Here is a 23923-nt window from a genome sequence, read left to right as displayed (position 1 = left end):
ATGCCAGGGTCTTGACACCGGACGGCGGAGCGGGGCGGATGCCGCGTCTCAGCGCACGAGCGTCGTGAGCGCCCGATCGATGCGGGTGACGACCGCGTCCGGTGCTGAGACGGCGGCGAGCTCGTCGCGCAACCGGCTGCCCGGGACCCACCGGATGTAGGCGTCGAACTCCGTCGCCATCTCGGGGGAGTGCTCGGCGATCGACCGGGACACCAGGGCACAGGCATCCGGGGTGTCCGCGATCGCGGTGAGGTCGGAGTCGACGCCGATCGCGGCGGGGGCCCGGACGCCCGCGGTCGCGTTCCAGGTGTGGATCCCGGCGCCCGCCTCGAAGGGCGCGCGGTCGCCGAGGTCGACGAGTGCCGTGACCCCGTGCGGGACGCGCGCGTGGACGCGCACCCGCTCGCGGTGGGCGGCATCCCGCTCCCACGCCACCGAGGCGCGCCCCCGCGGGGTGTCGTGCGTGACGCTCGCGTGCTCCAGTGACGAGACGAACCACGGCTGGATTCGCAGCCGCCCCCAGCCGGGTTCGGCGCACGCGAGCCCCCCGATGCGTCGGTGCAGCACATCGCCGACGGAACCGAGTGCGTAGTGGTTGAGCGAGGTCATGCCGGAGGGATGCAGCGAGCCGTCGGGGCGGACGGCATCCCATCGCTCCCACACCGTCGTCGCATCCTGCGACAGCGGATAGAGCCAGGAGGGGCACATGGTCTGGAGCAGCAGCCGTTCGGCGGCCCAGGCCTGCCCCTCCGACAGCAGGGCGTCGAGGACCAGCGGCGTCCCGAGGAATCCCGTCGCCGTGCGGTAGCCGCCGGCGCGGAGAAGGAAGGCGAGACGCTCCGCCGCCGCGCGGCGCAACGCGGCCGGGAGCAGCTCGAACTCGAGCGCGAGGGCGTACGCCGTCGGGGCGTCGGAGGCGAGGCGGCCGCGCGGCGTGACATACGCCGCGACGAACGCATTGCGCACGTCGTCGGCGAGGGCGGCGTAGCGGGCAGACGTCTCCGCTTCGCCCGAGAGGGTCAATGCGTCGGCGGTCAGCCGCACAGAACGTGCGAGGTAGGCCGTGGCGACGAGCCCGGGGTCGGTCTTCGCCTTGTCGGGGCGGGCGGAGGTGGGATCAAGCCAGTCGCCGTACTGGAACCCGCGCTCCCACAGCCGGCCCGGCCCGGCGGCATCCGCGACGGTGTCGACCCACGCCCGCATCGGACCCGTCATGCGTTCGAGCAGAGACCGGTCGCCGAACCGCTCGTGCAGCACGGTCGGGATGACAGTGACGGCGTCGCCCCAGCCGGCGGCCATCGTCTCGCCGAGCCGCCCGAGCGTCTGCGGGACGACCGTCGGCACCCGCCCGTCCCGCGCGCGCTGCTCGGCCGCGACGTCGTCGAGCCACGACGCGAAGAACGCGTCCGCGTCGAAGAGGGATGCCGCGGTCGGGGCGAACACCTGGGCGTCGCCCGTCCAGCCGAGTCGCTCGTCGCGCTGCGGGCAGTCGGTCGGCAGCGAGAGGGCGTTTCCCGCGAAGCTCCGCACGATGTTCTCGTGCAGGCGGGTGAGGCGCTCGTCGGAGCACGAGAACCATCCCGTCCGCGTCATGTCGGTGTGGAGCACGACGGCGGTGACGTCTGCCGGGTCGAGCGCGCCCGGGTAGCCGGTGACTTCGACGTAGCGGAACCCGTGGAAGGTGAAGCGCGGCTCGCAGACGGTGTCGGCGGCGCCGTCGAGGATGAACGTGTCGGTCGCCGCGGCGGCGCGGAGCGGCCGGGTGCTCAGCCGCCCGCCCTCGAGCACCTCGGCGTGCCGCAGTGTGATCCGGGTGCCGGCCGGGCCCGAGACGCGCAGCCGCACGCGTCCGACGATGTTCTGGCCGAAATCGAGCAGGATGCGATCCGCATCGGCGCTCTCGGGCATCGCGACGACGGGCAGGGAGCGGATGCGGCGCACGGGCTCGACGTCGATCACCTCGGGCTGCCGGTCGGGTTCGGACAGTGCGGGTGTCGCCCACGTGGCATCGTCGAATGCGGCGGCATCCCACCCGCGCGGATGCCGCCGCAGGTCGATCTCGTCGCCGGCGTAGATGCCGCTCGAGACGAGGTCGCCGTCGCCGGTCAGCCGCCAGCGCGCGTCGGCCCGGATCTCCTCGACCCGGCCGTCGCGGTGGCGGAGCCGCAGCAGGGGTGCGACGGCGGCCTGATCGCCGTAGAAGCGCTCCGCCGTCTCGCCGAACCCGTACGACTCGGTGTACCAGCCGCCCGCGACCTCCATCGCGAGGACGTTCGCCACGCCGGGGCGGACGAGGGAGGTGACATCGGTCAGGTGCAGGGGGAGGCGGTGCTGGTACGCCGTCCAGCCGGGGCTCAGCACGGCGTCGTCGACGTCGGCGCCGTTGAGGCGCGCGTGGTACACGCCGTGCGCCGCCACCTGGAGCTCGGCGGCGACGACCGTCTCGGCGACCGTGAACTCGCGCCGGGCGAGGAACGGCTGGGCGGCACGGCCGGGGTCGGCGAGGCGCAGGAAGGGGGCGGACCAGGCTCCGGCGGGAAACCCGGCACGGACCTCGCAGGGTTCCGACCACGGGCTCGCCATGCCATCGGCACCGACGACGCGCGCCTCGAGGGCGTGCGTGCCACCGGCGCGGAGCGGGGCGAAGGGCCAGTCCTCGAGGATGCCGTAGGGCGACGCGACCGCGACGGCGGCGCCGTCGAGCCGGAGCTCGGCACGGACCGCCACCCACTCGGCGGGTGCTTCGACCAGCCACGACACGGGCGGTCGCGGCGAGGCGGCGACGGAGATGTCCCGTCGCCGTCCCACGCGCAGGGCGACGACGCGCGGCTCGCGCGCGACGCTCACGACCGGGGAGCCCGGCGACGTGTCAGCAGGAGCGCGATCCCGCCCGCCCCGGCGGCCACTGCGGCGCCGAGCCACGCGAGCGGTGCCGCCCCGCCCGTGCTCGCCAGCGCGCGGGCTCCGTTGGCCCCGGCGGTGGTTGCGTTCCCGCCGGTGGCACCGGGCGCCGCCGAGCCGCCGTCGCCCGGTGCCGCTGGCTGCCCCGGTTCGACGGGCGGTTCGACCACCGGGGCCGGCGCGAGCAGCCGCACGGCGGTGAACTCGCCCGAGTCCTTCTCGCCCGCGATGCCGCCGCCCCAGGAGAGGAAGCCGGCGCGCCCGGCTCGGTCTGCCTCGTTGACGATCGCGGCGCTGCTCAGCAGGGATGTCGCCCTGTCGACGCCGCGCAGCAGACGCCACGGGATCGCGGTCTCGTACACGGTGCGCCCGGCGGCGTCATCGCGCGAGATGGCCACGGGAGCCCCCGGGACGGGACCGGCGCCCGCGTCGACGGAGAGCCAGCGGTACAGCTGCGGGCCGGCGCTCGTGAGCGCCATGCCGAACTCGTGCCAGGTCGTCGCGGCACCCGGAGCGCCGCCGGCGACGGTGAACTGGATGGAATCGCCCTGCCAGATGTTCGCGCCCTGCGCGGGCTGGTCGTGCACGTCGTCCGTGACATCGGCCGAGAAGTACAGATACTCCTCGTCCCACGTGAGCCAGGCGACGGCGGACTGGTCGAAATCGTCGTCGGCCTCCGGGTTGGCGGTGAAGGCGATCGGCGTGACGCCGTCGAGGTCGTCGAGCGTGCCGTCGACGGTGATCGTGCGATGAGCGGCCGGCAGAGCGGATGCCGCATCGACGGGGGCGACGCGCCCCGAGGCCGTCAGCGTCACCCCGTCGACGACCGCCGTCGCCGTGAAGGCGGCGGGTCCGGCCAGCGTGTCGAGCGGGATGTCGACGACGACATCCGAGCCGGCATCGACGATCGCCGGAGCCTCCGGCTGTCCACCGGCATCGCCGAGCGTGTACGACACCGCGTCGAGGGCACGGGCGGTGGCGGACGCGTTGATGACACGGATGCGGAGCACCGAGGCGCCCTCCGCCGTGACGGCCTGCGCGGCCTGCAGCGACACGGGTTCGCTCACCGCCGCGGCGGCGCGGAGCGTGCCGGCGTAGCGGTCGCCCTCGTAGACGCGCGCGCTCGTCTCGTACGTCCCCACGGTCGCGGGAGCCGGGAACGAGACCGTCGTGCTCACGGTCGCGCCGGGGGCGGTGGTCTGCGTCGCCTCGGTCCCGTCCGGCAGCACGAGACGCCAGGACGATGCGGCATCCGCACGGCCCGCCACGGTCCACGAGCCCGTCACGGGGGCTCCGACGACACCCGCATCGAGCGTCAGGCCGGCATCGGTCTGCGCGATGGCGGTGACGTCACCGCGGACGTACAGCGGTTCGGTGCCGGTCGGTGCCAGCACCGGGGCGCCGGCGCCGCCGGTGACGGTCTCGGTGTCGCCGAACATCGTCGTCAGGTCGGCGGACCCGGCGACCTCGAGCGACACCGTCTGCGGCGCGTCGGACCACAGCACGTGCAGGGGCCCGTCGGCGGTGTCGAATCGCACGTGGCGCAGGCCCGGCAGCGGTTCGTCGCGCTCGGCGAACGTCGCCGTCGCGAGGGCGTCGGCGGCCACGGAGTAGGCGGCGAACGAGGGCTTCGGCGTGAAAGCGCCCAGAGCGTCGTCGGGGTGGTGCAGGAGCCCGAAGTTCTCTTCCGTCTCGGCGTCGTCGACACCGTCGTTGACGAGGTCGTACACGTAGTACCGGGCGGCATCATGGGCTGCCGCGATCACAGCCGACTTCGCGATGTCGGCCGCCTGCTGACGCTCGGACACGGCCCGCGCGTTGGTTCCGGTGGGCCAGCCGTGCTCGGTGATCCACAGCGGCTTCGACTCGCCGCCGTTGTAGCGGCGCACCAGGGCGTCGATGCGCGTCAGGGTCTCATCGAGGGCGTCGGCTCCGACGGGGTAGCTGTAGGGGTGCAGGACGATGCCGTCGAGGTGATCGAGCGCGCCGAGCTGGAACGTCCGCTCGAGCCAGTCGGTGTTGAGGTTGGCCACGGCGGGGCCGATGACCGGCAGATCGGGGGCCGCCGTCTTGATCGCGGGAGCCGCGGCGGAGAGCAGGGCGACGTAGTCCTCGGGTGAGACGTTGGTGTTGCCGCCGAGCCCGAGATCCCACTCGTTCCACACCTCGATGCCGGTGGACATGTCGCCGAACTCCGCGGCCATCGCCGCGGCATAGGCGGCGTAGGCGGCGACCGCGTCGGGGCTGACAGGGCCGTTTCCCGCGTCGTAGAGCGGATTTCCGTACCCGGCGAGCAGCAGCGGGCGGATCCCCTGCTCGCGGGCGGGGTCGAGGAACACGGCGCGGGCGCGCGACCAGTCGTACACGCCCGGCTGCGTCTCGACCTCGCTCCAGTAGACCTCGTCGCGCAGCTGGGCGAAGCCGCCCGCGGTCAGCGCCTGCATCGACGCCGGGTCCCAGGACTGCCCGTAATGGGTGGCGGCGCCGAACCGGTCGGTCGCCGAGGCGGCGGCATCGGTGTCGGGGAGGATCGCGAACGTCGTCGCGGCGCTCGTCGATCCGTCGCCGGCCGCGGTCACCTCGAGGCGGTACCAGCCGCGCTCGGTGACAGCGGGGGCCAGGACGCCGTCGGCGGGCTCCGTGCCGTCGTCGATGACCTCGCCCCAGCCGTCCACGACGCGCCAGGCGATCGTCGGAGCGGTCGTGTCGTATCCGAACGACACGGCGTCGCCGGCGTGGAAGAGATTGCCCCAGGCATCGGGCCGGATCGACACCGCGGGCGCGTCTGCGGAGGCCGGCGCGGCGAACGCGACGCCCGCGGTGGCGGCGAGCGCGAGTGCGGCGGTTGCGGCGACGAGCCGCGGGACGGGATGGGGGGAAGGATGCTTCGGCACGCGGTGCTCCTCATCGAGTGTTCGCGGATGGTGGACCCGTAGGAAAATCGTTTGTCCAGCGGGCAGTTTGGCCGGGAGGCGTGCACTCTGTCAACACTCTGCTCGACACGAAGCCCGATTCTTAGGGCGAGCACGCGCTGGGAGATTTTTGTTTTGACGTGTCGGGGCCAGAGGTGCTAGACATCGGAGAGCAATCGTTTTTCCTGCTTGCCACTCACACCTAGGAGTTTCAATGACGAAACGTTTCCGTTCCGTCGCGGCCGCGATCGCCATCGGCGGACTGTCCGTCGCCGCCCTCGCCGGCTGCAGCAGCGACGCGGCCGCGCCCGCCGACGGCACCGTCACGATCGAGATCGGCGACCGCCCGACCGCCGACCGGCCGGAGGACCGCGCCTACTTCGACGAACGCGTCGCCGCGTTCGAGAAGGCGAACCCCGACATCGACCTGCAGCCGGTCGAGACGGGCTACGACGCCTCGACGTTCCAGGCGCTCGCCGCCGGCGGCAGCCTGCCCGACGTCATGAGCGTGCCGCTCACCGAGCCGCAGGGGCTCATCAAGCGCAACCAGGCAGCCGACATCACCGACGCGCTCGAGAGCGAGGGGCTGCTCGACTCGCTGAACCCGACCATCCTCGCCCTCACGAAGAACAGCGACGACCGTGTCTTCGCGATCCCGACGAACGCGTACTCCTTCGGGCTCGTCTACAACCGTGATCTCTTCGCCCAGGCGGGCCTCGACCCCGAGAACCCGCCGAAGACCTGGGACGAGGTGCGCGAGGCGGCGAAGAAGATCAGCGACGCCACCGACGCCGCCGGCTTCTCCGTGCTGACGACCGCCAACACGGGCGGGTGGCAGTTCACCGGCATGACCTACTCGTTCGGGGGGACGGTCGAGAACGAGGACGGCTCGAAGGCCACCTTCGACGACGCCCCGTCGAGCGACGCCCTCGAGCTGCTCCAGACGATGCGCTGGGACGACGGCACGCTGCCGGAGAACACCCTCTACGACGTGCAGTCGCAGGGGCAGGACTTCGCCGCCGGCAAGATCGGCATGATCCTCGGCGCCAGCGACTCGTACTACAACGTCGTGCAGAACCTGAAGCTGCCCGCCGAGCAGTTCGGCATCGGCGGCATGCCGCAGTCCGGCGGCACGCAGGGGACGCTGAGCGGCGGCACGGTGCAGATCGTCAACCCGAACGCGAGCGACGCCGAGAAGACCGCGGCCGTGAAGTGGGTGGAGTTCTTCTACCTGCAGCGCTTCCTCGACGAGGACACGGCCGTCGAAGACGCTCGCGCGTCGAGCGAGGCCGGGTCGGTCACGGGTCTCCCGGGTCTGCCGGTCGTCAACGCCGATCAGTACTCCGAGTACTTCACCTGGATCGCCGACTACATCAACGTCCCGAGCGCGAACTTCACCCCCTACCTCGAGGCGTCGGCCGACATCCCGATCGTGCCCGAGCCCGTGAACAACGCGCAGGAGGTGTACGGCGCACTCGACACCGTCGTCCAGACGGTGCTCACCGACAAGGGCGCCGACATCCCCGCTCTTCTCTCCACCGCTCAGAGCGACGTCCAGTCCCGCCTGAGCCGCTGACCCGACGGGGCGGGCCGATGACCTCGGCCCGCCCCCGACCGGAGGACCCCCATGACCGACGTGAGACCGCGGACCCGGATGGCGACACCCTCGTCCGCATCCCCTGAGCCCGCGCCGTCGCGGCGCCGCCGGCGGTGGCGTCCCAGCCTGACGGCGCTCGCCATCGCGGCGCCCGCGATCCTCGTCTTCCTGTACTTCTCGTGGGGACCGATCGTCAGCTCGCTCGCCATGAGCGTGCAGCGCGTCGTCATCGGCGGCGAGAGCAGCTTCGTCGGGTGGGAGAACTTCGCCTACGTGCTGTCCGACCCCGGACTTCCGCAGGCGACCCTGAACACGATCTACTACACGGTCCTCGCCGTGCTGTTCGGCTTCCCGGTGCCGCTGGCCCTCGCGGTCTTCATCTCCGAGATGCGCTCGCGCAGCTGGTACTTCAGCGCGCTGGCGTACCTGCCGGTGATGGTGCCGCCGGTCGTCGCGATCCTGCTGTGGAAGTTCTTCTACGCCCCCGACGCCGACGGCCTCTTCAACACCGTGCTCGGCTGGGTCGGCATCGGCCCCCTTCCCTGGCTCAACTCGACGGCGACCGCGATGCCCTCGATCGTCCTCGAGACGACGTGGGCCGGCGCGGGCACGGCGATCATCATCTACATCGCGGCCCTCACGAGCATCCCCTCCGAGCTCTACGAAGCCGCCGAGCTCGACGGCGCCGGCATCTGGCGCCGCGTCTGGCACGTCACTCTGCCGCAGATGCGCGGCATCATCGCGACGATGCTGCTGCTGCAGGTCATCGGCACGATGCAGATCTTCACCGAGCCGTTCCTCTTCACCGGCGGCGGGCCGCAGGGCGCCACCAAGACGCTGCTCATGACGATCTACGACTACGCCTTCGTGCGCGTCGACTACGGCGCAGCGACCGCGCTGAGCGTGCTGCTCGCCGCATCGCTCGGCCTGCTGTCGCTCCTCTACTTCCGACTGACCCGACGCTGGAGCCGAGCATGAGCGCCCTTCTTCCCGCGCGGCGGCTCGCCCGGCGTCGCGACGTCGCACCGGACCCGCTGTCGCGCACGAACATCTCCGACAGCGACCGCCGGCGACCCTCGGTGCGCGTGTGGCTCGGCATCGGGCAGGCCGTCGTGCTGGCGGGGCTGCTGATCGCCGGACTCGGCCCGCTCATCTGGCTCGCGCTCGCCGCGGTCTCGCCGACGCAGGACCTCATCCGCGGTCCGTTCTCGTTCTTCTCCAGCGGCACCGTGCAGTGGGAGAACCTCGCGATCGCGTGGGAGCGCGGCCGCATCGGCCATTACCTCACCAACACCGCGATCCTCGCTGCGGGCTCGGTCGTTGTCACGCTCGTCGTCTCGACGACGGCCGCCTTCGTCATCACCGTGCTCCGCCCGCGCTGGGGCAAGCTGCTCTCCGGAGCGATCCTCGCGACCCTGTTCATCCCCTCGATCGTCTCGCTCGTGCCGCTGTACCTCACGGTGCGCGAGCTGCCGGTGCTGGGCGTCTCGCTCATCAACACCTGGTGGGCGGTGTGGCTGCCCGCGGGAGCCGCCGCGTTCAACGTGCTCATCATCGCCCGGTTCCTCGAGGCGATCCCCGCCGACCTCTACGAGGCGGCCCGCATCGACGGCGCCGGCCCGCTCCGCATCCTGTGGAGCATCGTGCTTCCGCTGTCGCGACCGATCCTCGGGGTCGTGGGCCTCCTGACGGTCGTGGCGTCGTGGAAGGACTACCTGTGGCCCCTCCTCGTGCTGCCCGACCCCGACAAGCAGCCCGTGTCGGTGGCGCTGCCCCGCCTCGCCGACCAGACCGAGCTGAGCGTGCAGATGGCCGCCCTGTTCCTCTCGCTGATCATCCCGGTGGCGCTGTTCCTGATCTTCCAGCGGCAGTTCCTGCGCGGTGCGAGCATGGCGGGCGGGGTGAAGGGATGAGCCGCATCCTCGTCACCGGCGCCGACGGCGAGATCGGTCGCGCGGTCAGCGACCACCTCGTCGCGAGCGGCCACCAGGTCACCGCGTTGTCGCTCGCGTTCAGCGGAGACCACCCCGCCGACCGCCGGATCACCGGCGACGCGACCTCGCGGGCCGACGTCGAGGAGGCGATGCGCGACGCCGACGCGGTGGCGCACTTCGCCGCCATCCCGCATCCGAGCCTCGGCACCCCGTACGACGTCTTCCGCGTCAACACGTCGGCGACGTTCAACGTGCTCACGCGCTCCGCCGAGGCGGGTGTGCGCCGGGCGGTCATCGCCAGCAGCATCAACGCCATCGGATACCCGAACAATCCGCACGACACGTTCCCGCCGGCGTTTCCGCTGGATGCCGAGACGCCGCCCGACATCGCCGACGCCTACTCGCTGTCGAAGCTCGCCGACGAGGCCACGGCCCGGTACGCGCACCGGCGCTACGGCATCGACGTCGTCGCGCTGCGGTTCCCGCTGGTGAAGTGGCCGCACGTCCTGCACGAGGTCGCCGACGAGGTGCGGGCCGACCCCGCGCGCATGGCCCGCGAGGGCTGGGCGTACCTGACGATGTCCGACGCCGTGCGCGCGATCGAGCGGGCGCTGCGGGCTGATGTCGCGGGCGCCGTGGTCGTGCCGCTCAGCGCTCGCGACACCCTGCTCGACGTCCCGACCGCCGAGCTGCTGCGTCGTTACGCACCGGGTGCCCGGCCGCCCGCGCGCATCTCGGGTCGCGAGGCGCTCGTCGACCTGACGACGGCGCGGACGGTGCTCGGCTTCGAGCCCCGCGAGTCGATCCACGACGGCACCGCCACCCCCTACCCGGCACTCGTGAGGAGCGACCGATGACGACAGAGCCCACGACGTTCGATCAGCCCTGGATGCCGCGCGAGAACGTCCGCATCACGGATGTGCGGGCGATCGTGACGGCGCCCGAGGGCATCCCGCTGGTGGTCGTGCGCATCGACACCGACCAGGACGGACTGTGGGGATACGGCTGCGCGACCTTCACGCAGCGCTGGCAGGCCGTCGTGGCCTTCCTCGACCACCTGCGTCCCCTGCTCGTCGGGCGCTACCCCGGCGACATCGAAGACCTGCTGCGCCTGGTGCGGTTCACCGGCTACTGGCGCGAGGGGCCGGTCGGCAACAACGCGCTCTCGGGCATCGACATGGCGTTGTGGGACATCGCCGGCAAGCGCGCCGGGATGCCGGTGTACGAGCTGTTCGGCGGGCGGGTTCGCGCTGCGGCCGACACCTACCTGCACGCCGAGGGCGCCGATCTCGACGAGACCACGGCGCACGCGCGCGAGCTCATGGCCGCCGGCCAGCGCCACGTGCGCATCCAGACCGGCCAGCAGGGCGTCGGACATTACGGCGCCCCGCCCGTCGCGGGGTCCTTCGCGTGGGCGAAGAACCCCGCGGGCTGGCGGGTCGAGGACTATCTCGTCCGCACGCCGGAGCTCTTCGCCCACGTGCGCGAGGCCCTCGGCGACGGCGTCGAGCTGCTGCACGACGTCCACTCGCGGCTCACTCCCGCGACCGCGATCGCCCTCGCCCGTTCGCTCGAGCCGTACCGGCCCTTCTTCCTCGAAGACGTGCTCGCCCCCGAGCACTGGCACCGCCTCGCCGAGGTGCGGGCCGCGTCACCGGTGCCGATCGCGGTCGGCGAGCTCGCGACATCCTTCACCGACGCCGCCCGTCTCATCCGCGAGCATCACGTGGACTACATCCGCAGTCACCTCTCGGATGTCGGGGGCGTCAGCGCCGCGCGCCGGCTCGCCGTCCTCGCCGACATCGAGGGGGTGAGGACGGCCTGGCACTCGCCCGGCGACGCCTCGCCGTTCGCCGTCGCCGCGGCGGTCGCACTCGACGTGACCTCGCCGGCGTTCGGCATCCAGGAGGGGCACGTCTACAACGACGAGACCCACGAGGTCTTCCCCGGCATGATCGACATCGTCGACGGCTGGCTGACGCCCAACGACGCCCCCGGCTGGGGCATCGAGATGGACGAGGCCGCCGCCGCACGCTTCCCCGCCGGCCTCTCGGGCCACGACGCGTGGGCGGCGGGCGTTCGCGCCCCCGACGGCGCCCTCATCGCGCCCTGATCGCCGCTGCTCGCACTCCCGAATCCCGAACTCCGCATTCCTCCAACCCGAAAGAGATCCATGACCACGTGGTCGATCGCGCCCTCGGGGCGCTGGCTGCTGCACCGCGGCGAACCGACGTTCCTCCTGGCCGACACCGTCTGGGCGGCCTTCGGCGGGCCCACCGAGAACGAATGGCTCGACCATCTCGAGCTCCGGCGGCGCCAGGGTTTCAACGCGCTGCTGATCAGCGTCCTGCCCATCGAGCACGACCGGTCGACGGGAACGCGTTCGCCGTACGCCCTGCGCGACGGCGCCGTCGACTTCGCGGCCGGCGATCCCGACTACTGGACTGTCGCGGAGCGCATGCTCGAGCAGGCTCGCGAGAGCGGCTTCACGCCGATGCTCGTCCTGCTGTGGAACAACTTCGTGCCGGGCACGTGGGGCTCGCGCCTCACTCCGGATCACGTCCTGAGCGCCGAGCAGACCGACACCTACGTCCGCGAGATGGTCGCGCGGTTCCGCCGCTTCGATCCGATCTGGATCGTGTCGGGCGACGACGACCTCGACGACGATGTCGCGCTGAAGCGGTACAGCTCGGTCGCGGCGCTGCTGCGCGAGGTGGCACCCGGCCAGCTCGTCACGTGGCACGACACCCCCACGGCGCGGATGCCGCAGCCGCTGGCCGACAGCGGACTGGTCGACTTCCACGCCCTGCAGTCGGGGCACAACGAGGCGTGGGAGACCCTGCCCGCCGACCTCACCCACTACTACCGGGCGCTCGACGTCGCACGACCGATCATCAACCTCGAGCCCTGCTATGAGGGACTCGGACGCTTCCGCGGCGCCGCGCGGCATTCGGCCGCCGACGTCCGTCGTGCGAGCTGGACGGGCGTCGTCTCCGGCGCGGCCGCAGGCCTCGGGTACGGCGCGCACGGCGTGTGGTCGTGGCATCGTCGCGGCGAGGGCTTCTCGGCCGAAGACGTGCACGGCGCGCCCTTCCCGTTCTCCGTCGCCGCCGCGTTCCCGGGCGCCGACGACGTCGCCTACCTCCGCCGGGTCGTCGACGCGGAACAGCTGCGGGGCCTCGACGCGGCCCCCGATCTGCTCGTCGCCGAGCCCTCCGGGGCCGTCGCCGGACGCACTCCCGGCGGCACGATCGCCGTCTACGCGCCCACGCCCTTCGTGCTCACCCTCGCGCTCGACGACGCCGAGGCTGCCGGCCTCGAGGTCACCGTCCATGATCTGGCCGCACGGCGGCCGGACGCCGCGCGGTGGACGGCGGTGGACGGCGGCATCCGGCTCGAGCAGCCCGAGTTCACCGGCGACGCACTGTTCGTGCTGCGCCCCGCTCGCAGCGGGGCCGAACGATGAGCGGCCGGATCGTGACGTTCGGCGAAGCGCTCGCCACCGCCACCGTCGACGAGGCGGGAACCCTGACGCCGGCGACCGTCGCGGGCGCAGAGCTGAACACCGCGGTCGGCCTCGCCCGTCTCGGGCACGATGTCGCGTGGGCCTCACGGCTCGGCGACGACGTCTTCGCCGGGCTCGTGCGCGAGACCCTGCGCGCCGAGGGCATCGAAGATCGGTTCGTCGTGGCGGCTCCGGGGGAGCAGACGGGGCTGATCGTCAAGCAGCGCCTGGGCGACGGCGACATCCGTTCGGAGCACTATCGCGCGACGAGCGCCGCGAGCCGGCTGCGCTCGGACGATCTGCCGGCGGCTGCGCTCGACGGAGCCGACTGGCTGCACGCGACCTGCATCACCCCCGCCCTCGGCACCGGCCCGAAAGGGCTGTTCGAGAACGTCCTGCACGAGGCGTCGATGCGCGGCATCCCGATCTCGCTCGACGCCAACCACCGGCGGCAGCTGATGACGGAGGACGAGCTCCGAGCGGTCGTCGACGATTGGCTCGACGTCGTCGACACCTTCTTCTGCAACGAGGACGAGGCGCGCATCCTCACCGGGACGACGTCGACGGATGCCGCGGTCGACGCGCTCGCTCGGCGCGGTCCCCGCGTCGTCGTGGTCAAGCTCGGCGGTCGCGGTGCGATGGCCGGAGACGCCGAGGGCCGCCGCTTCACGCCCGCCTCGGCGGTCGCTGCGCCGACGCATCCCGTGGGAGCGGGCGACGCCTTCGCGGCAGCGTGGATCTCGTGCACCCTGCGGGGCTACACCGTCGACGCGGCGCTGCCGGTCGCGGCGTGGTGCGCGGCCCGGGTGGTCGCCGATCCCGGAGATCATGACGGTTTCCCGCGTCGCGCCGAGCTCGACGCGTTCGAAGCGGCGCAGCGCGAGGTGGCGGAGGCGGGACGATGACCGCGAACGTGCGCGCTGCTCTCGCCGCCGCTGCCGTCGTCGCCGTGCTGCGGGCTCCGTCGGAGGCTGAGCTGCGTCGGCAGATCGACTTCGCCGTCGAGGCGGAGCTGCCGGTGCTCGAGATCACGGCCACGACCCCGGGGTGGGACCGCGTGCTGGCGGAGATCGCCGGCGACACCGTGTTCGATCGCATCCTGCTCGGTGCGGGAACCGTCACGACGGCGGCCCAGGCCGAGGCGGCGCGGGACGCCGGAGCACGCTTCCTCGTGTCGCCCACGGTCGTCGGGGATGCCGTGCGCACGGCGGCCGGCGAGGCGGCCTTCATCGCCGGCGGATTCACCCCGACCGAGCTGCGTGCCGCAGCCGGGACGAGCGGCCTGGCGAAGCTGTTCCCCGCCGCGAGCGGGGGTCTCGCGCACCTGCGCGCCGTACGCGACGTCCTCCCCGACGTCGCCATCATGCCGACCGGCGGCATCGGCATCGACGACGCCGCCGACTGGATCGCTGCGGGCGCGATCGCCGTGGGCATCGGCGGCGGGCTCTTCCGCGAGCCGGTCGATCGCGTGCGCGGGCTGGTCGCATCGCTCCGGCGGACGCCATGACCCGCGTGCGCATGGGGTCGGACGACCTCGTCGCGGTCGTCGAGTCGGACGGGGCCCGCATCTCGTCACTGCGCCACCTGCCCACCGGCCGTGAGCTGCTGGCCTCGACGCCCTGGGCCGACGACCCCGCCGATGCCTTCGTCATGGCCGACTCCAGCGCGCAGTGGCATCGCGCCTACCGCGGCGGGTGGCACCTGCTGCTGCCGCGCGCGGGCGACAGCCCCGCCACGGCTTCCCCGCCGCAGCCGTTCCACGGCGAGGCCGCGTGGCGCACCTGGCGGCTCACGGGCAGCCGGAACGCCTGTCGTGCTTCGGTCGTCCTGCGGACCCTCCCGCTCGCGATCGACCGCTGGATGTCGGTCCGCGCGAACATGCTCGTGATCGAGACCGCGGTCCGCAACGTGGGGAGCGAGCCGGTGAACCACGGGTGGGCCGAGCACCCGGCGTTCGCGGGCGACCTGTTCGGCCCGGCCTCCACGGTGCGCACGGGTGATCGCGTCGTGCGGCTCGACCCGGCTCCCGCGGCATCCTTCGCCGACCTCGCCGCGCCCACCGGCGACGTGACGATCACCGCGCCCGAGGCCGGGGTCGAGGTCGCGCTGAGCTGGGACGCGTCGCTGCTGCCGCGGCTCTACGTCTGGCAGGAGCAGCGGGGGAGCGCCGGTTTCCCGTGGTGGGGTGCGATGGACGCCGTCGGGCTCGAGCCGGCCGCCGACCCCTACGGCACGCCTCTCGACGCGCTCGGCTCCCTGAGTCTCGCTCCCGGCGAGACCCGGGAGTCCGTCATCTCGGTGCGCGTCGATCAATTGAGCGATGTGGCGTCGGAGGCGACGTCATAGACTCGGAGCGAGATGGCGAGAAAAGCGATTTCCCTCCGTGACGTTGCGGCTGTCGCCGGCGTCTCGGTGTCGACCGTGTCGAAGGTCCTGCGGGGCCAGGGCAAGGCGTCGGATGCCACGCGCGAGCGCATCTTCGAGGCCGCCGAGCGACTCGACTTCCAGCCCAACGCGCTGGGTCAGTTCCTCGTCCAGGGGCGCAGCGCCACCGTGGGCGTGCTCACCATGAACGCCCCGGGCGCCTTCACGATGCCCGTTCTCACCGGCGCGACGACGACCCTCGGCACGCGCGACCTGTCGGTCCTCGTGACCGACTCGCACCTCGACCGCACGGTGCTGGCGGCGACGGTCCGCAAGCTCCGCGCCCGCAGCATCGACGGGCTGCTCGTCGTCGGCGACGGATCCGGGTCGGAGATCCGCTCGGTCACCGCGGGGTTCCCGGCGCCGGTGGTCTACGTCTACGGCATCTCCGACGACGCCGCCGACGCCTCGTTCGTCCACGACGGCTACGCCGCCGGGAAGCGCGCCGGCGAGCACCTCCTGGCGTCGGGGCGCCGCCGCATCGCGCACATCACCGCGTCGGCCGACGACCACTCGGCGCGCGAGCGCGCGGACGGCCTCGCCGCCGCCCTCGCGGCCGCCGGCACCGACCTCGCACCCGAGCTCGTGCTGCGCGGCGACTGGTCGCGGGGCTGGGGTCGCGAGGCCGCCGAGCGACTGATCGCGTCGGGTGAGAGGTTCGACGCCGTCTGCTGCGGCAACGACACGATCGCCCGCGCCGTGATCGCCGCGTTCGCCGAGGCCGGTGTCCGCGTGCCGGAGGATGTCGCCATCACCGGGATGGACAACATCTCGGGCCTCACGGGCCAGGACGACGAGAGCCTGACGACGATCGACTTCCGCCTCGCCGACCTGGGCGCCCGGGCGGCCGCGCATCTGGCCGACGTCATCGACGGTCAGCCGTACGAGCCGGGCCTGCACCGGATCGCCGGCGACCTCGTCGCGGGCGAGTCGACGGCGGCGCCGAGCGTCTGACCGGCCTCAGGCCTGGCGCGAGCCGAGCACCTTCACGATGACGGAGCGGCGGCGCAGCTCGGCGATCGTCCGGGTCTCCTCGTCGGCGTCGCGGCCGAGCGCGTGCACGTCCGAGACCACGACGACGTCACCCGCCGTCAGGTGACCGAACAGTCGCGACAGGCGCTCCTGCCAGCTCTCGCCCGTCTCGGGGGCCGGATGCCGGAAGCCCTCGATAGGGACGCCGAACTGGGCGAGCGCATCGCGCTGAGCCACGATGCTCGGCATGTCGTCGCGCGAGACGACGAGGCCGACGAGGCGAGCTCCCGCGGGGCGGGCGGCCCACCACTCCGGACTCGGCTGCAGGGCCGCGAAGCTGTCGGGCAGCTCGTCGACGGGGGAATCGGGCAGCGCGATCGTACGCGTCTCGGCGTAGTCCGCCGCCGGGCGCGTGGTCCGGTCGTCGTCGGTCGGGGTGCTCACCCTCTCATTGTCGCTGACGCGAGAACGGTTTTCACCACGAGTTCGCGTCAGACGTCGTTCTGACGCATCTCGAGGCTCACCTGCTGCGCGTCGAGCCGCCGCTGCGACTCGCGCAGCACCTCGGACGAGAACGCACCCTCTCGCGACAGCTCGAGCAATCGCGAGCGCATCGCGCCGATGAGCAGCAGCTGCAGCTCGCGGGCGAGGGCACCGGCATCCTCGTCAGCGGCGTGCTCGAGTCGGCGACGCGCGATCGTCAGGGTGCGGGCATCCCATCTGCCGCCCTCCTCGACGGCGAGCGTCGGGTCGGCCAGGCGGTCGATCGCCGCCGTGCGCAGTTCGGCGTCGAGCGCTTCCTCCTCTTCGCGCAGCAGTGACGTGTCGGCGGCCGTGCTCGGGATGCGCAGCGCCCGAACCAGTGCCGGCAGCGTGAGGCCCTGGAGGAGCAGGCTGATGACGGCGACCAGGAACGCCGTGAGGATGAGCAGCTCGCGTTCCGGCGTCTCACGGGGGAGGGTCTGCGCCGCAGCGAGGGTCACGACCCCGCGCATCCCGGCCCACACGATGATCGTGCCGTGCTTCCAGCCCAGCGGCGACGCCTCGTAGTAGTCGAGGTCATTGAACGCCCGGGTCACCCGGCTGCGCATGCTCTCCAGACGCCGGCGCGTGGCCCCGGGATTGCGGCCGCGCCCGGCGAAATCGGGCGGCAGGCTGTCGAGGCGCTCCGAGATCTGCTCGAGGCGGTCGCGCTGGCGCAGGCGCGCGCGACGCCCCTGGAAGAAGATGAGTCCCGCGACGTAGACGGCGCGGATGGCGAGCAGGATCGCGAGCGAGCCGAGGGCGAGCAGGATCGCCTTTCCGGGACCGCTCTGCTGCCGGAAGTTGTCGTCGAGGATGCCGCGCAGCTCGAGCCCCATCACGAGGAACACCCCGCCCTCGAGGACGAGCTCGACCGTGCGCCAGTTGATCTCGTCCGAGACCCGCTGCTCGGCGGTGAAGCGCCGTGCGGCACCCTGACCCGTGGTGATGCCCGCCGCGACGGCGGCGACGAGCCCCGAGCCGCCGAGGTGCTCGGTCGGCAGGTACGCCACGAAGGGCACGATGAACCCGAGGGCGGTCGCGGCGACCGTGTTCATGCGCGCGCGGACGCGCAGGTTCAGTCCGCCGACGACGACCCCCACGATCACGGCGGCGACGATTCCCCAGACGAAGGTTCCGACCGTGTCGGCGAAGGCGAACCCGCCCGCGACCGCCGCGATCGCGCTGCGCAGCAGAACGAGGGCGGTGGCGTCGTTGATGAGGCTCTCGCCCTCGAGGATCGTCACGACCCGCGGCGATATGCCGAGCCTCTTGACGATCGAGGTCGCGACGGCGTCGCTCGGGCTCAGCACCGCTCCGAGCGCCACGGCCAGCGGAAACCCGAGCTGGGGCAGGACGAGGGTGAGGAAGCCGCCGATCGCGAGCGCGCTGATGACGACCAGCGCGACGGCGAGGCCCGAGATCGACGGCAGGTCGCGCCGGAACTCGACGGCGGGCAGGCGCACCGCCGCCGCGTAGAGGAGGGGAGGCAGCACGCCGACCAGGATCAGCTCGGGGTCGACCTCGAAGTCGTCGAGGATCGGCAGCCACGACGCGGCGAGGCCGACCGCGACGAGGATGAGCGGACCCGCGACCCCGAGGCGCTTCGACAGGGATGTCGAGAGCGCGATCGCGACGACACCGAGGATGAGTCCGGGCAGCAGTTCCACGCGTCCGGGTGCCCGTCAGAGGATGCCGAGAGCCCGGACGGCGTCGCGCTCGTCGATGAGTTCGGCGACCGAGGCGTCGAGCCGCGTCCGGCCGCGTTCGTCGAGCTCGAGCCCGGTGACCACGCGATAACCCGAGCCGTCGCTCGTGACGGGGAAGGAGCACACCAGGCCCTCGGGCACGCCGTACTCGCCGCGCGAGACGACGGCGGCCGAGGTGCGCCGGCCGTCCGTGCCGAGCACGTCGTCGCGGACGTGGCGCAGCGCTGCGTTGGCGGCCGATGCGGCCGAAGACGCCCCGCGCACCGAGATGATCTCGGCGCCGCGCTTCGCGACGCGGGGCACGAACTCGTCGTCGAGCCACGCCCGCGCGGCATCCGTTCCGCCCAGCCGGTCGGCGAGCGCGTCGATCGCGGGGCGCCCGGCGACGGTCGCGGAGGCGATGTCGGGGAACTGCGTGGCGGAGTGGTTGCCCCAGATCACGACGCCCTCGATGTCGTGGACGGGCACCTCGAGCCGCGCGGCGAGCTGAGCGACGGCGCGTTCGTGGTCGAGCCGGGTCATGGCGCTGAAGCGCTCGGCCGGAACGCCCTCGGCAGCCGATGCCGCGATCAGCGCGTTCGTGTTGGCGGGATTGCCCACCACCAGCACGCGGACGTCGGATGCCGCGGATGCGGCGATGGCCGCGCCCTGCGGACCGAAGATGCCCGCGTTGGCGGCGAGCAGGTCGCCGCGCTCCATGCCGGCCGTCCGGGGACGGGCGCCCACGAGCATCGCGATGTTGGCGCCCGCGAATCCGGTGCGCGCATCATCCGTGACCTCGACCGAGCGCAGCAGCGGGAAGGCGCAGTCCTGCAGCTCGAGCGCCGTCCCTTCCGCGGCTCGGACGCCGTCGGGGATCTCGAGCAGGCGGAGGTTCACGGGCCGGTCGGGGCCGAGCATCTCGCCGGCGGCGATGCGGAACAGCAGGGCGTAGCCGATCTGACCGGCCGCGCCGGTGACGGTGACGGTGGTGGCGTCCATGTGCCGAGCCTATTCCTGCCGTCGCGGGGTGCGCGTGGTGGAGCGCGCGGTCGCCGATGCAAGGGATTCGGGCCGACACCCCGTGATGGATGCCGCAGGGCCGGGGTGTCGGGTCCGATCCCTTGCATCGCGGCGTGCCGGGCGGCGTGCCGGTCGGGGTGGTGACCCGGGCGGGCGTCCGGCCCTGGTCAGGCCTTCCGCTTCGCCTGGTGCCGCGCCACGCGGTTGCGGTTGCCGCACCCGGCGGCGGTGCACCAGATGCGATTGCGTCGCGGCGAGCGGTCGAGGTAGACCCACCCGCAGGCGTCGTCGGCGCACTGCCGCGCGGTGGTGAGATCGGATGTCAGCAGGTCGTGGGCGCTCATGGCGATCGCCGCACGCGGTCCGGAGAGATCGGCAGGCGGCACCCACACCCACGCCGAGGCGGTCTCGTCGAAGCCCAGCGACGAGCGGGCGAGGGCGTCGACGTGCTCGCGGGCGATGAGATCGGCTGCTGCGGAGGATTGCTGGAACACCGCCTCGTAGACCGCCTCGCGCAGTGCGACGACGGCGCGGTGCTCCCGAGCTGCGGTGACCGCATCCGCGGCAGAGAGCGCAGCCCTCGTCGACGGGGGTGTGGCGCCGACATCCATCTGGTGGCACCACGACACGACGTCGTCGAAGTCGCGGAGGGTGTCGATCGCGCGTTGCGGGTCGAGCCGCCAGTGCACCGTGTCGACCAGATCGAGAGCGGGGTGCCCCGCGACCCGGGGGAACGCCACTGCGTCGGACTGCGCCACGAATGAATGCTAACGCTCGTCGTCCGCTTGTGCCATTAGTTCGGGGCTGACAGGGTGTAACGCATGAAAGCGCGTGCACCCATTAGGCGCTCCTCGAGTGGACTCGGCGCGGACTTCCGTCGTCTCTGGGTCGCGCAGGGGGCCTCATCCGTCGGGGCGCAGGTCGGCGACCTCGCTCTCCCGCTGCTCGCCGTCGTGGTGCTCGGGGCGAGCGCCGGCGAGGTGGGGCTGCTGGGTGCGGCGAAATGGGTGCCGTTCCTGCTCCTCGCGCTGCCGCTCGGCGTGCTCGTCGATCGGTCCCGTCGCCGCCGCATCCTGATCGTCGCGGACCTCGCCCGAGCTCTCCTGACGGTCGTGATCGTCGGCCTCGCCGTCGCCGGGGCGCTGACGTTGCCCGCCCTCGTCGGGCTGGTCCTGCTCTTGGGCGCCTTCACCGTGGCGTTCGACGTGAGCTACCAGTCCTATCTGCCCACCGTCGCGGGCCGGTCTCACCTCGAGCGGGCGAACGGCCGCCTGCAGGCGACGGCCGCCGTAGCTCAGATCGGCGGGCCCGGGATGGCGGGGCTGCTCGTCCAGACGCTGACCGCCGCCTGGGCCCTCATCGCTCCCGCGGCCACGTACCTTGTCTCGGCACTCGCCCTGACGAGCATCTCCACCCGGGAACACCGCCCCGTCCCCAGCGGCCGCGGTGCACTGCCGGAGCTGCGCGAGGGCTTGCGTTTCGTGCGGCGAGATCGCTTCCTGGTCGCCCTCGTCGGGTTCGCCGCCATCTACAACCTGTTCGCCCAGGCGATCACGGTGCTGTTCACGGTGCACGCCGTCCGCGAGCTCGGGCTGGATGCGGGGCAGCTCGGGTTGATCTTCGGGCTCGGTGCCGTCGGTGCCGTGGCCGCCGCGGCGAGTGCCCCGGTGGCGGTGCGCCGCTTCGGGGCGGGGGTGGTCTTGATCGCGTGCGCAGTCGCGGAGAGCATCGCGCTGTCGATGCTGCCGCTCGTGCCCGCATCGTGGTCCTCCGCGGTGCTGGTGGCGGTGCTGGCCGCGGCGTTCGCGCTGAACGGAGCCGGCACGTCGCTGTCGAGCGTCGTCGCCGTGACGTTGCGTCAGCTGCGGACGCCGGACGAGGTCCTCGGGCGCGTGAACGCGACGATGCGCTGGGTCTCGTACGGGGTGGTCGCGATCGGCGCGGCGCTCGGCGGCGGGCTCGGCGAGCTGGTGGGCACCCGCGCCGGGATGGCCATCGCGGGTGCGGGCGTCATGCTCACGGTCGTCTGGGTCGTGCTGTCGCCGCTGCGGTCGATCCGCGATCCCCGCGAGCTGGTCGACGCGAGCGGCGTCTCGGGCGGAGGGCCTGAGGCGGCGCATCCCGGCTCGTCTCCGTGCGGCGACGCGGTGGGCGACGCGCCGCAGGTACGGTAAAGCGCATGAACGAACGCGACCGCGGAGCCGCACGGTGAGTGTGTCGGCCGCCCTGGCCGGTATCCTGTATCCCGAGATCGAGCCCTACGAGAGGGGCTTCCTGCTCGCCGGCGACGGCCAGCGCGTCTATTGGGAGCAGTCGGGCAATCCCGAGGGCAAGCCGGTCGTGTTCCTGCACGGCGGCCCCGGCGGCGGAACCTCGCCGTGGCACCGCCGCTTCTTCGACCCCGAGGCCTACCGCATCATCCTGTTCGACCAGCGCGGCTGCGGGAAGTCGACGCCGCACGCGAGCGACCCGGCCGCCGACCTGCGCTACAACACCACGTGGCACCTCGTCGCCGACATCGAGCTGCTGCGGCGCAACCTCGGCATCGATCGGTGGCAGGTCTTCGGCGGCTCGTGGGGCTCGACGCTCGCGCTCGCCTACGCGCAGTCGCACCCGGATGCCGTCTCCGAGCTGGTGCTGCGCGGGATCTTCACGCTGCGGCGCCACGAGCTCGAGTGGTTCTACGAGGGCGGGGCGGCGGCGCTGTTCCCCGACCTGTGGGAGGACTACCTCGCCCCGGTGCCCGTCATCGAGCGGAGCCGACTGATCGAGGCGTACCACCGGCTGCTGACCGACCCCGATCCGGCGGTGCACGTTCCCGCCGCCCAGGCCTGGACGCGCTGGGAGGCCTCGACCGTGACCCTTCGTCCCGACCCGGAGCTGGTGGCCGGGATGACCGAGGCGGAGTCGGCGACCGCGTTCGCGCGGATCGAGAACCACTACTTCCTCCACGGCGGATGGCTGCGCGAGGGGCAGTTGATCGAGGATGCCGCGTCGGGCCGCCTCCGCGGCATCCCGGGCGTCATCGTGCAGGGTCGCTACGACGCGTGCACGCCCCCGATGACCGCATGGGACCTGCACCGGGCCTGGCCCGAGGCCGAGTTCGTCCTGGTCGACGACGCGGGCCACTCGGCGGGCGAGCCCGGCATCGCCGCGGCCCTCGTCGCCGCGACCGACCGCTTCGCCCGCTGACGCGCCGCCCGCCGGCGGCGCCGGCGCCGAGAACGCACCGCCGCCGCGAGAACGTACCGAGAAGGGTGCGTTATCGCGACGAGAGTGCGTTCTCGGCGGGGTGGGCCGGGGGCCAGTGCACCGACACGCCGAGGCGTCGGCGGGCGGGGGCGGTCGGTGGCGCGGCGAGCATCGGGATGAGCGCGGCCATCGCCTCGCGGCCCAGCTCGTCACCGTCGACGTCGATCGCGGGCACGTCGTCGGCCCCGATCGCCTCGGCCACCAGGCGTTCCGCGCTGACGACGATCTCGCCGGGCGAGGCGACGCCGCGGGCGCGAAGCGCGAAGACGAGACCGAGGCCGATGGATGTCGCATAAGGCACCACAGCGGTCGCGCCCGAGTCGATGACCGCGTCGGCGGTCGCGACACCCGCCGCGAACGTCGCCGGGAAGGGGCCGAGCGCAGTCAGCTCGACGCGCTCGCCGACCGCCGCCTCGATCGCGGCCGAGCGCTGCCGGTCCTGCCACGAGCCGTCCGGACCGCCGAGGTACACGATCCCGCGGTGACCGGCGCCGGCCAGGCGCGTCGCGAGCTCGGCGAAGGCGCTCGCGGTGTCGGCCACGATCGAGGTCATGCCCTCGATCTCGCGGTCGACGAGGACCGTCGGTCCGAAGGCGCCGGCGGCGCGGACGATGTCGTCGGGACCGCGCGGGGCGACGAGGATGCAGCCGTCGACCTGCCGGGCGAGGCGTTCGAATCCGTCGAGCCCGTCGACGTCGTCGAGCCGGTGCACCGCGACCGTGAGCTGCAGGTCCGACTCGCGGGCGCGCTCCTGGGCCCCGGCGATGATCGGCGTGAAGAAGGCGTTGTCGAGGGTCGGGACGACGAGCGCGACGATGCCGCTGCGTCCTCGGGCGAGGTGGCTCGCCGCTCGATTGGGGATGAAGCCGAGCGTCTGGGCCGCGGCGCGCACCCGCGCGACCGTCTCGGGCGCGACGAGGTCGGGGCGACTGAGCGCCCGGGATGCCGTCGACTTCGACACACCCGCATGCGCGGCGACATCGGCGAGTGTCGTCACCGCGCCCCCTTCGTCCCGCCGCCGCAGGGAGCGACGGTCCGCTCATCCTACTGAGCGGAAGCAACCGGTTGCGTCGCCGCCGAACCGCGGTTTTACACGGTGTTAACACGAATGGTCGCGACGCGCCCCGCTCGGGCTCTACGGTAGGAGCAACCGGTTGCGCAACCGGTTGCGCCCGCACCCTTCGCACGAACGG

At 72.6% G+C, this 23923-nt stretch carries 19 protein-coding genes; 12 read left to right on the top strand and 7 right to left on the bottom strand.

From position 1 onward, the window contains the following. Nucleotides 1–48: 48 nt before the first annotated feature. Complete coding sequence (locus MTS1_RS08170) at nucleotides 49–2847, bottom strand: alpha-L-rhamnosidase (protein ID WP_023952990.1); 2799 nt, start codon at nucleotides 2845–2847, stop codon at nucleotides 49–51. Next, complete coding sequence (locus MTS1_RS08165; RefSeq protein ID WP_023952989.1) at nucleotides 2844–5795, bottom strand: sugar-binding protein; 2952 nt, start codon at nucleotides 5793–5795, stop codon at nucleotides 2844–2846. Before MTS1_RS08165 ends, MTS1_RS08170 begins: the two co-directional genes overlap by 4 nt. Before the next feature lie 232 nt (nucleotides 5796–6027). On the opposite strand from MTS1_RS08165, the gene MTS1_RS08160 reads away from it, so the two are divergent. Genes MTS1_RS08160 through MTS1_RS08115 form a run of 10 tightly spaced genes read left to right on the top strand, consistent with a single transcriptional unit; the run spans nucleotide 6028 to nucleotide 16227 of the window. Then, on the top strand, nucleotides 6028–7389 hold the full coding sequence (locus tag MTS1_RS08160; protein WP_023952988.1) for an extracellular solute-binding protein: 1362 nt from the start codon (nucleotides 6028–6030) through the stop codon (nucleotides 7387–7389). A 51-nt stretch (nucleotides 7390–7440) separates the two neighbouring features. Continuing rightward, complete coding sequence (locus MTS1_RS08155; protein ID WP_023952987.1) at nucleotides 7441–8388, top strand: carbohydrate ABC transporter permease; 948 nt, start codon at nucleotides 7441–7443, stop codon at nucleotides 8386–8388. Next, entirely contained in the window at nucleotides 8385–9323 is a 939-nt protein-coding gene (locus MTS1_RS08150; protein ID WP_023952985.1) for a carbohydrate ABC transporter permease, read from the top strand. Before MTS1_RS08155 ends, MTS1_RS08150 begins: the two co-directional genes overlap by 4 nt. Beyond that, a complete protein-coding gene (locus MTS1_RS08145; protein WP_023952983.1) occupies nucleotides 9320–10201 on the top strand; it encodes an NAD(P)-dependent oxidoreductase in 882 nt (293 codons plus the stop codon). The genes MTS1_RS08150 and MTS1_RS08145 overlap by 4 nt, the downstream gene beginning before the upstream one ends. Then, complete coding sequence (locus MTS1_RS08140) at nucleotides 10198–11457, top strand: enolase C-terminal domain-like protein (RefSeq protein ID WP_023952981.1); 1260 nt, start codon at nucleotides 10198–10200, stop codon at nucleotides 11455–11457. Before MTS1_RS08145 ends, MTS1_RS08140 begins: the two co-directional genes overlap by 4 nt. Nucleotides 11458–11517: 60 nt before the next feature. Continuing rightward, on the top strand, nucleotides 11518–12810 hold the full coding sequence (locus MTS1_RS08135) for a DUF4038 domain-containing protein (RefSeq protein ID WP_023952979.1): 1293 nt from the start codon (nucleotides 11518–11520) through the stop codon (nucleotides 12808–12810). Beyond that, nucleotides 12807–13754, top strand: coding sequence for a sugar kinase (locus tag MTS1_RS08130; RefSeq protein ID WP_023952977.1), 948 nt, complete (start codon nucleotides 12807–12809; stop codon nucleotides 13752–13754). The genes MTS1_RS08135 and MTS1_RS08130 overlap by 4 nt, the downstream gene beginning before the upstream one ends. Next, a complete protein-coding gene (locus MTS1_RS08125; RefSeq protein ID WP_023952976.1) occupies nucleotides 13751–14356 on the top strand; it encodes a bifunctional 4-hydroxy-2-oxoglutarate aldolase/2-dehydro-3-deoxy-phosphogluconate aldolase in 606 nt (201 codons plus the stop codon). The genes MTS1_RS08130 and MTS1_RS08125 overlap by 4 nt, the downstream gene beginning before the upstream one ends. After that, nucleotides 14353–15195 carry an acyl dehydratase gene (locus tag MTS1_RS08120; protein ID WP_023952975.1) on the top strand — a complete coding sequence of 281 codons (843 nt, stop codon included), beginning with the start codon at nucleotides 14353–14355 and terminating at the stop codon, nucleotides 15193–15195. Before MTS1_RS08125 ends, MTS1_RS08120 begins: the two co-directional genes overlap by 4 nt. Before the next feature lie 12 nt (nucleotides 15196–15207). Next, a complete protein-coding gene (locus MTS1_RS08115; RefSeq protein WP_023952974.1) occupies nucleotides 15208–16227 on the top strand; it encodes a LacI family DNA-binding transcriptional regulator in 1020 nt (339 codons plus the stop codon). A 6-nt stretch (nucleotides 16228–16233) separates the two neighbouring features. On the opposite strand, the gene MTS1_RS08110 is transcribed toward MTS1_RS08115, so the two are convergent. The 4 genes from MTS1_RS08110 to MTS1_RS08095 all read right to left on the bottom strand — a co-directional run bounded on the left by MTS1_RS08110 (nucleotide 16234) and on the right by MTS1_RS08095 (nucleotide 20236). Beyond that, a complete protein-coding gene (locus MTS1_RS08110; protein ID WP_023952973.1) occupies nucleotides 16234–16689 on the bottom strand; it encodes a recombinase family protein in 456 nt (151 codons plus the stop codon). A 47-nt stretch (nucleotides 16690–16736) separates the two neighbouring features. After that, nucleotides 16737–18437: a sodium:proton antiporter gene (locus MTS1_RS08105; RefSeq protein WP_023952972.1), complete on the bottom strand. Its 1701-nt coding sequence runs from the start codon at nucleotides 18435–18437 to the stop codon at nucleotides 16737–16739. A gap of 15 nt (nucleotides 18438–18452) precedes the next feature. Next, nucleotides 18453–19457, bottom strand: a complete 1005-nt coding sequence (locus MTS1_RS08100) for a malate dehydrogenase (RefSeq protein WP_023952971.1) — start codon at nucleotides 19455–19457, stop codon at nucleotides 18453–18455. A 188-nt stretch (nucleotides 19458–19645) separates the two neighbouring features. Continuing rightward, the gene (locus tag MTS1_RS08095; protein WP_023952970.1) at nucleotides 19646–20236 is read right to left on the bottom strand and encodes a CGNR zinc finger domain-containing protein; all 591 of its coding nucleotides are present in this window, start codon (nucleotides 20234–20236) and stop codon (nucleotides 19646–19648) included. A gap of 63 nt (nucleotides 20237–20299) precedes the next feature. Between MTS1_RS08095 and MTS1_RS08090 the strand changes: the two genes are divergently transcribed. Continuing rightward, nucleotides 20300–21652: an MFS transporter gene (locus MTS1_RS08090; RefSeq protein ID WP_023952969.1), complete on the top strand. Its 1353-nt coding sequence runs from the start codon at nucleotides 20300–20302 to the stop codon at nucleotides 21650–21652. Between the two features lie 40 nt (nucleotides 21653–21692). Then, the gene (gene pip, locus MTS1_RS08085; protein ID WP_052007632.1) at nucleotides 21693–22670 is read left to right on the top strand and encodes a prolyl aminopeptidase; all 978 of its coding nucleotides are present in this window, start codon (nucleotides 21693–21695) and stop codon (nucleotides 22668–22670) included. A 70-nt stretch (nucleotides 22671–22740) separates the two neighbouring features. Here pip and MTS1_RS08080 read toward each other — a convergent pair whose 3' ends face one another. Then, nucleotides 22741–23727 carry a LacI family DNA-binding transcriptional regulator gene (locus MTS1_RS08080; RefSeq protein ID WP_023952967.1) on the bottom strand — a complete coding sequence of 329 codons (987 nt, stop codon included), beginning with the start codon at nucleotides 23725–23727 and terminating at the stop codon, nucleotides 22741–22743. Between the last annotated feature and the right edge of the window lie 196 nt (nucleotides 23728–23923).

The organism is Microbacterium sp. TS-1, from assembly GCF_000509385.1.
GTDB classification, from domain to species: Bacteria; Actinomycetota; Actinomycetes; order Actinomycetales; family Microbacteriaceae; genus Microbacterium; species Microbacterium arborescens.
The sequence above is the reverse complement of the archived record's forward strand: the minus strand, read 5'-3'. Positions and strand labels throughout refer to the sequence as shown.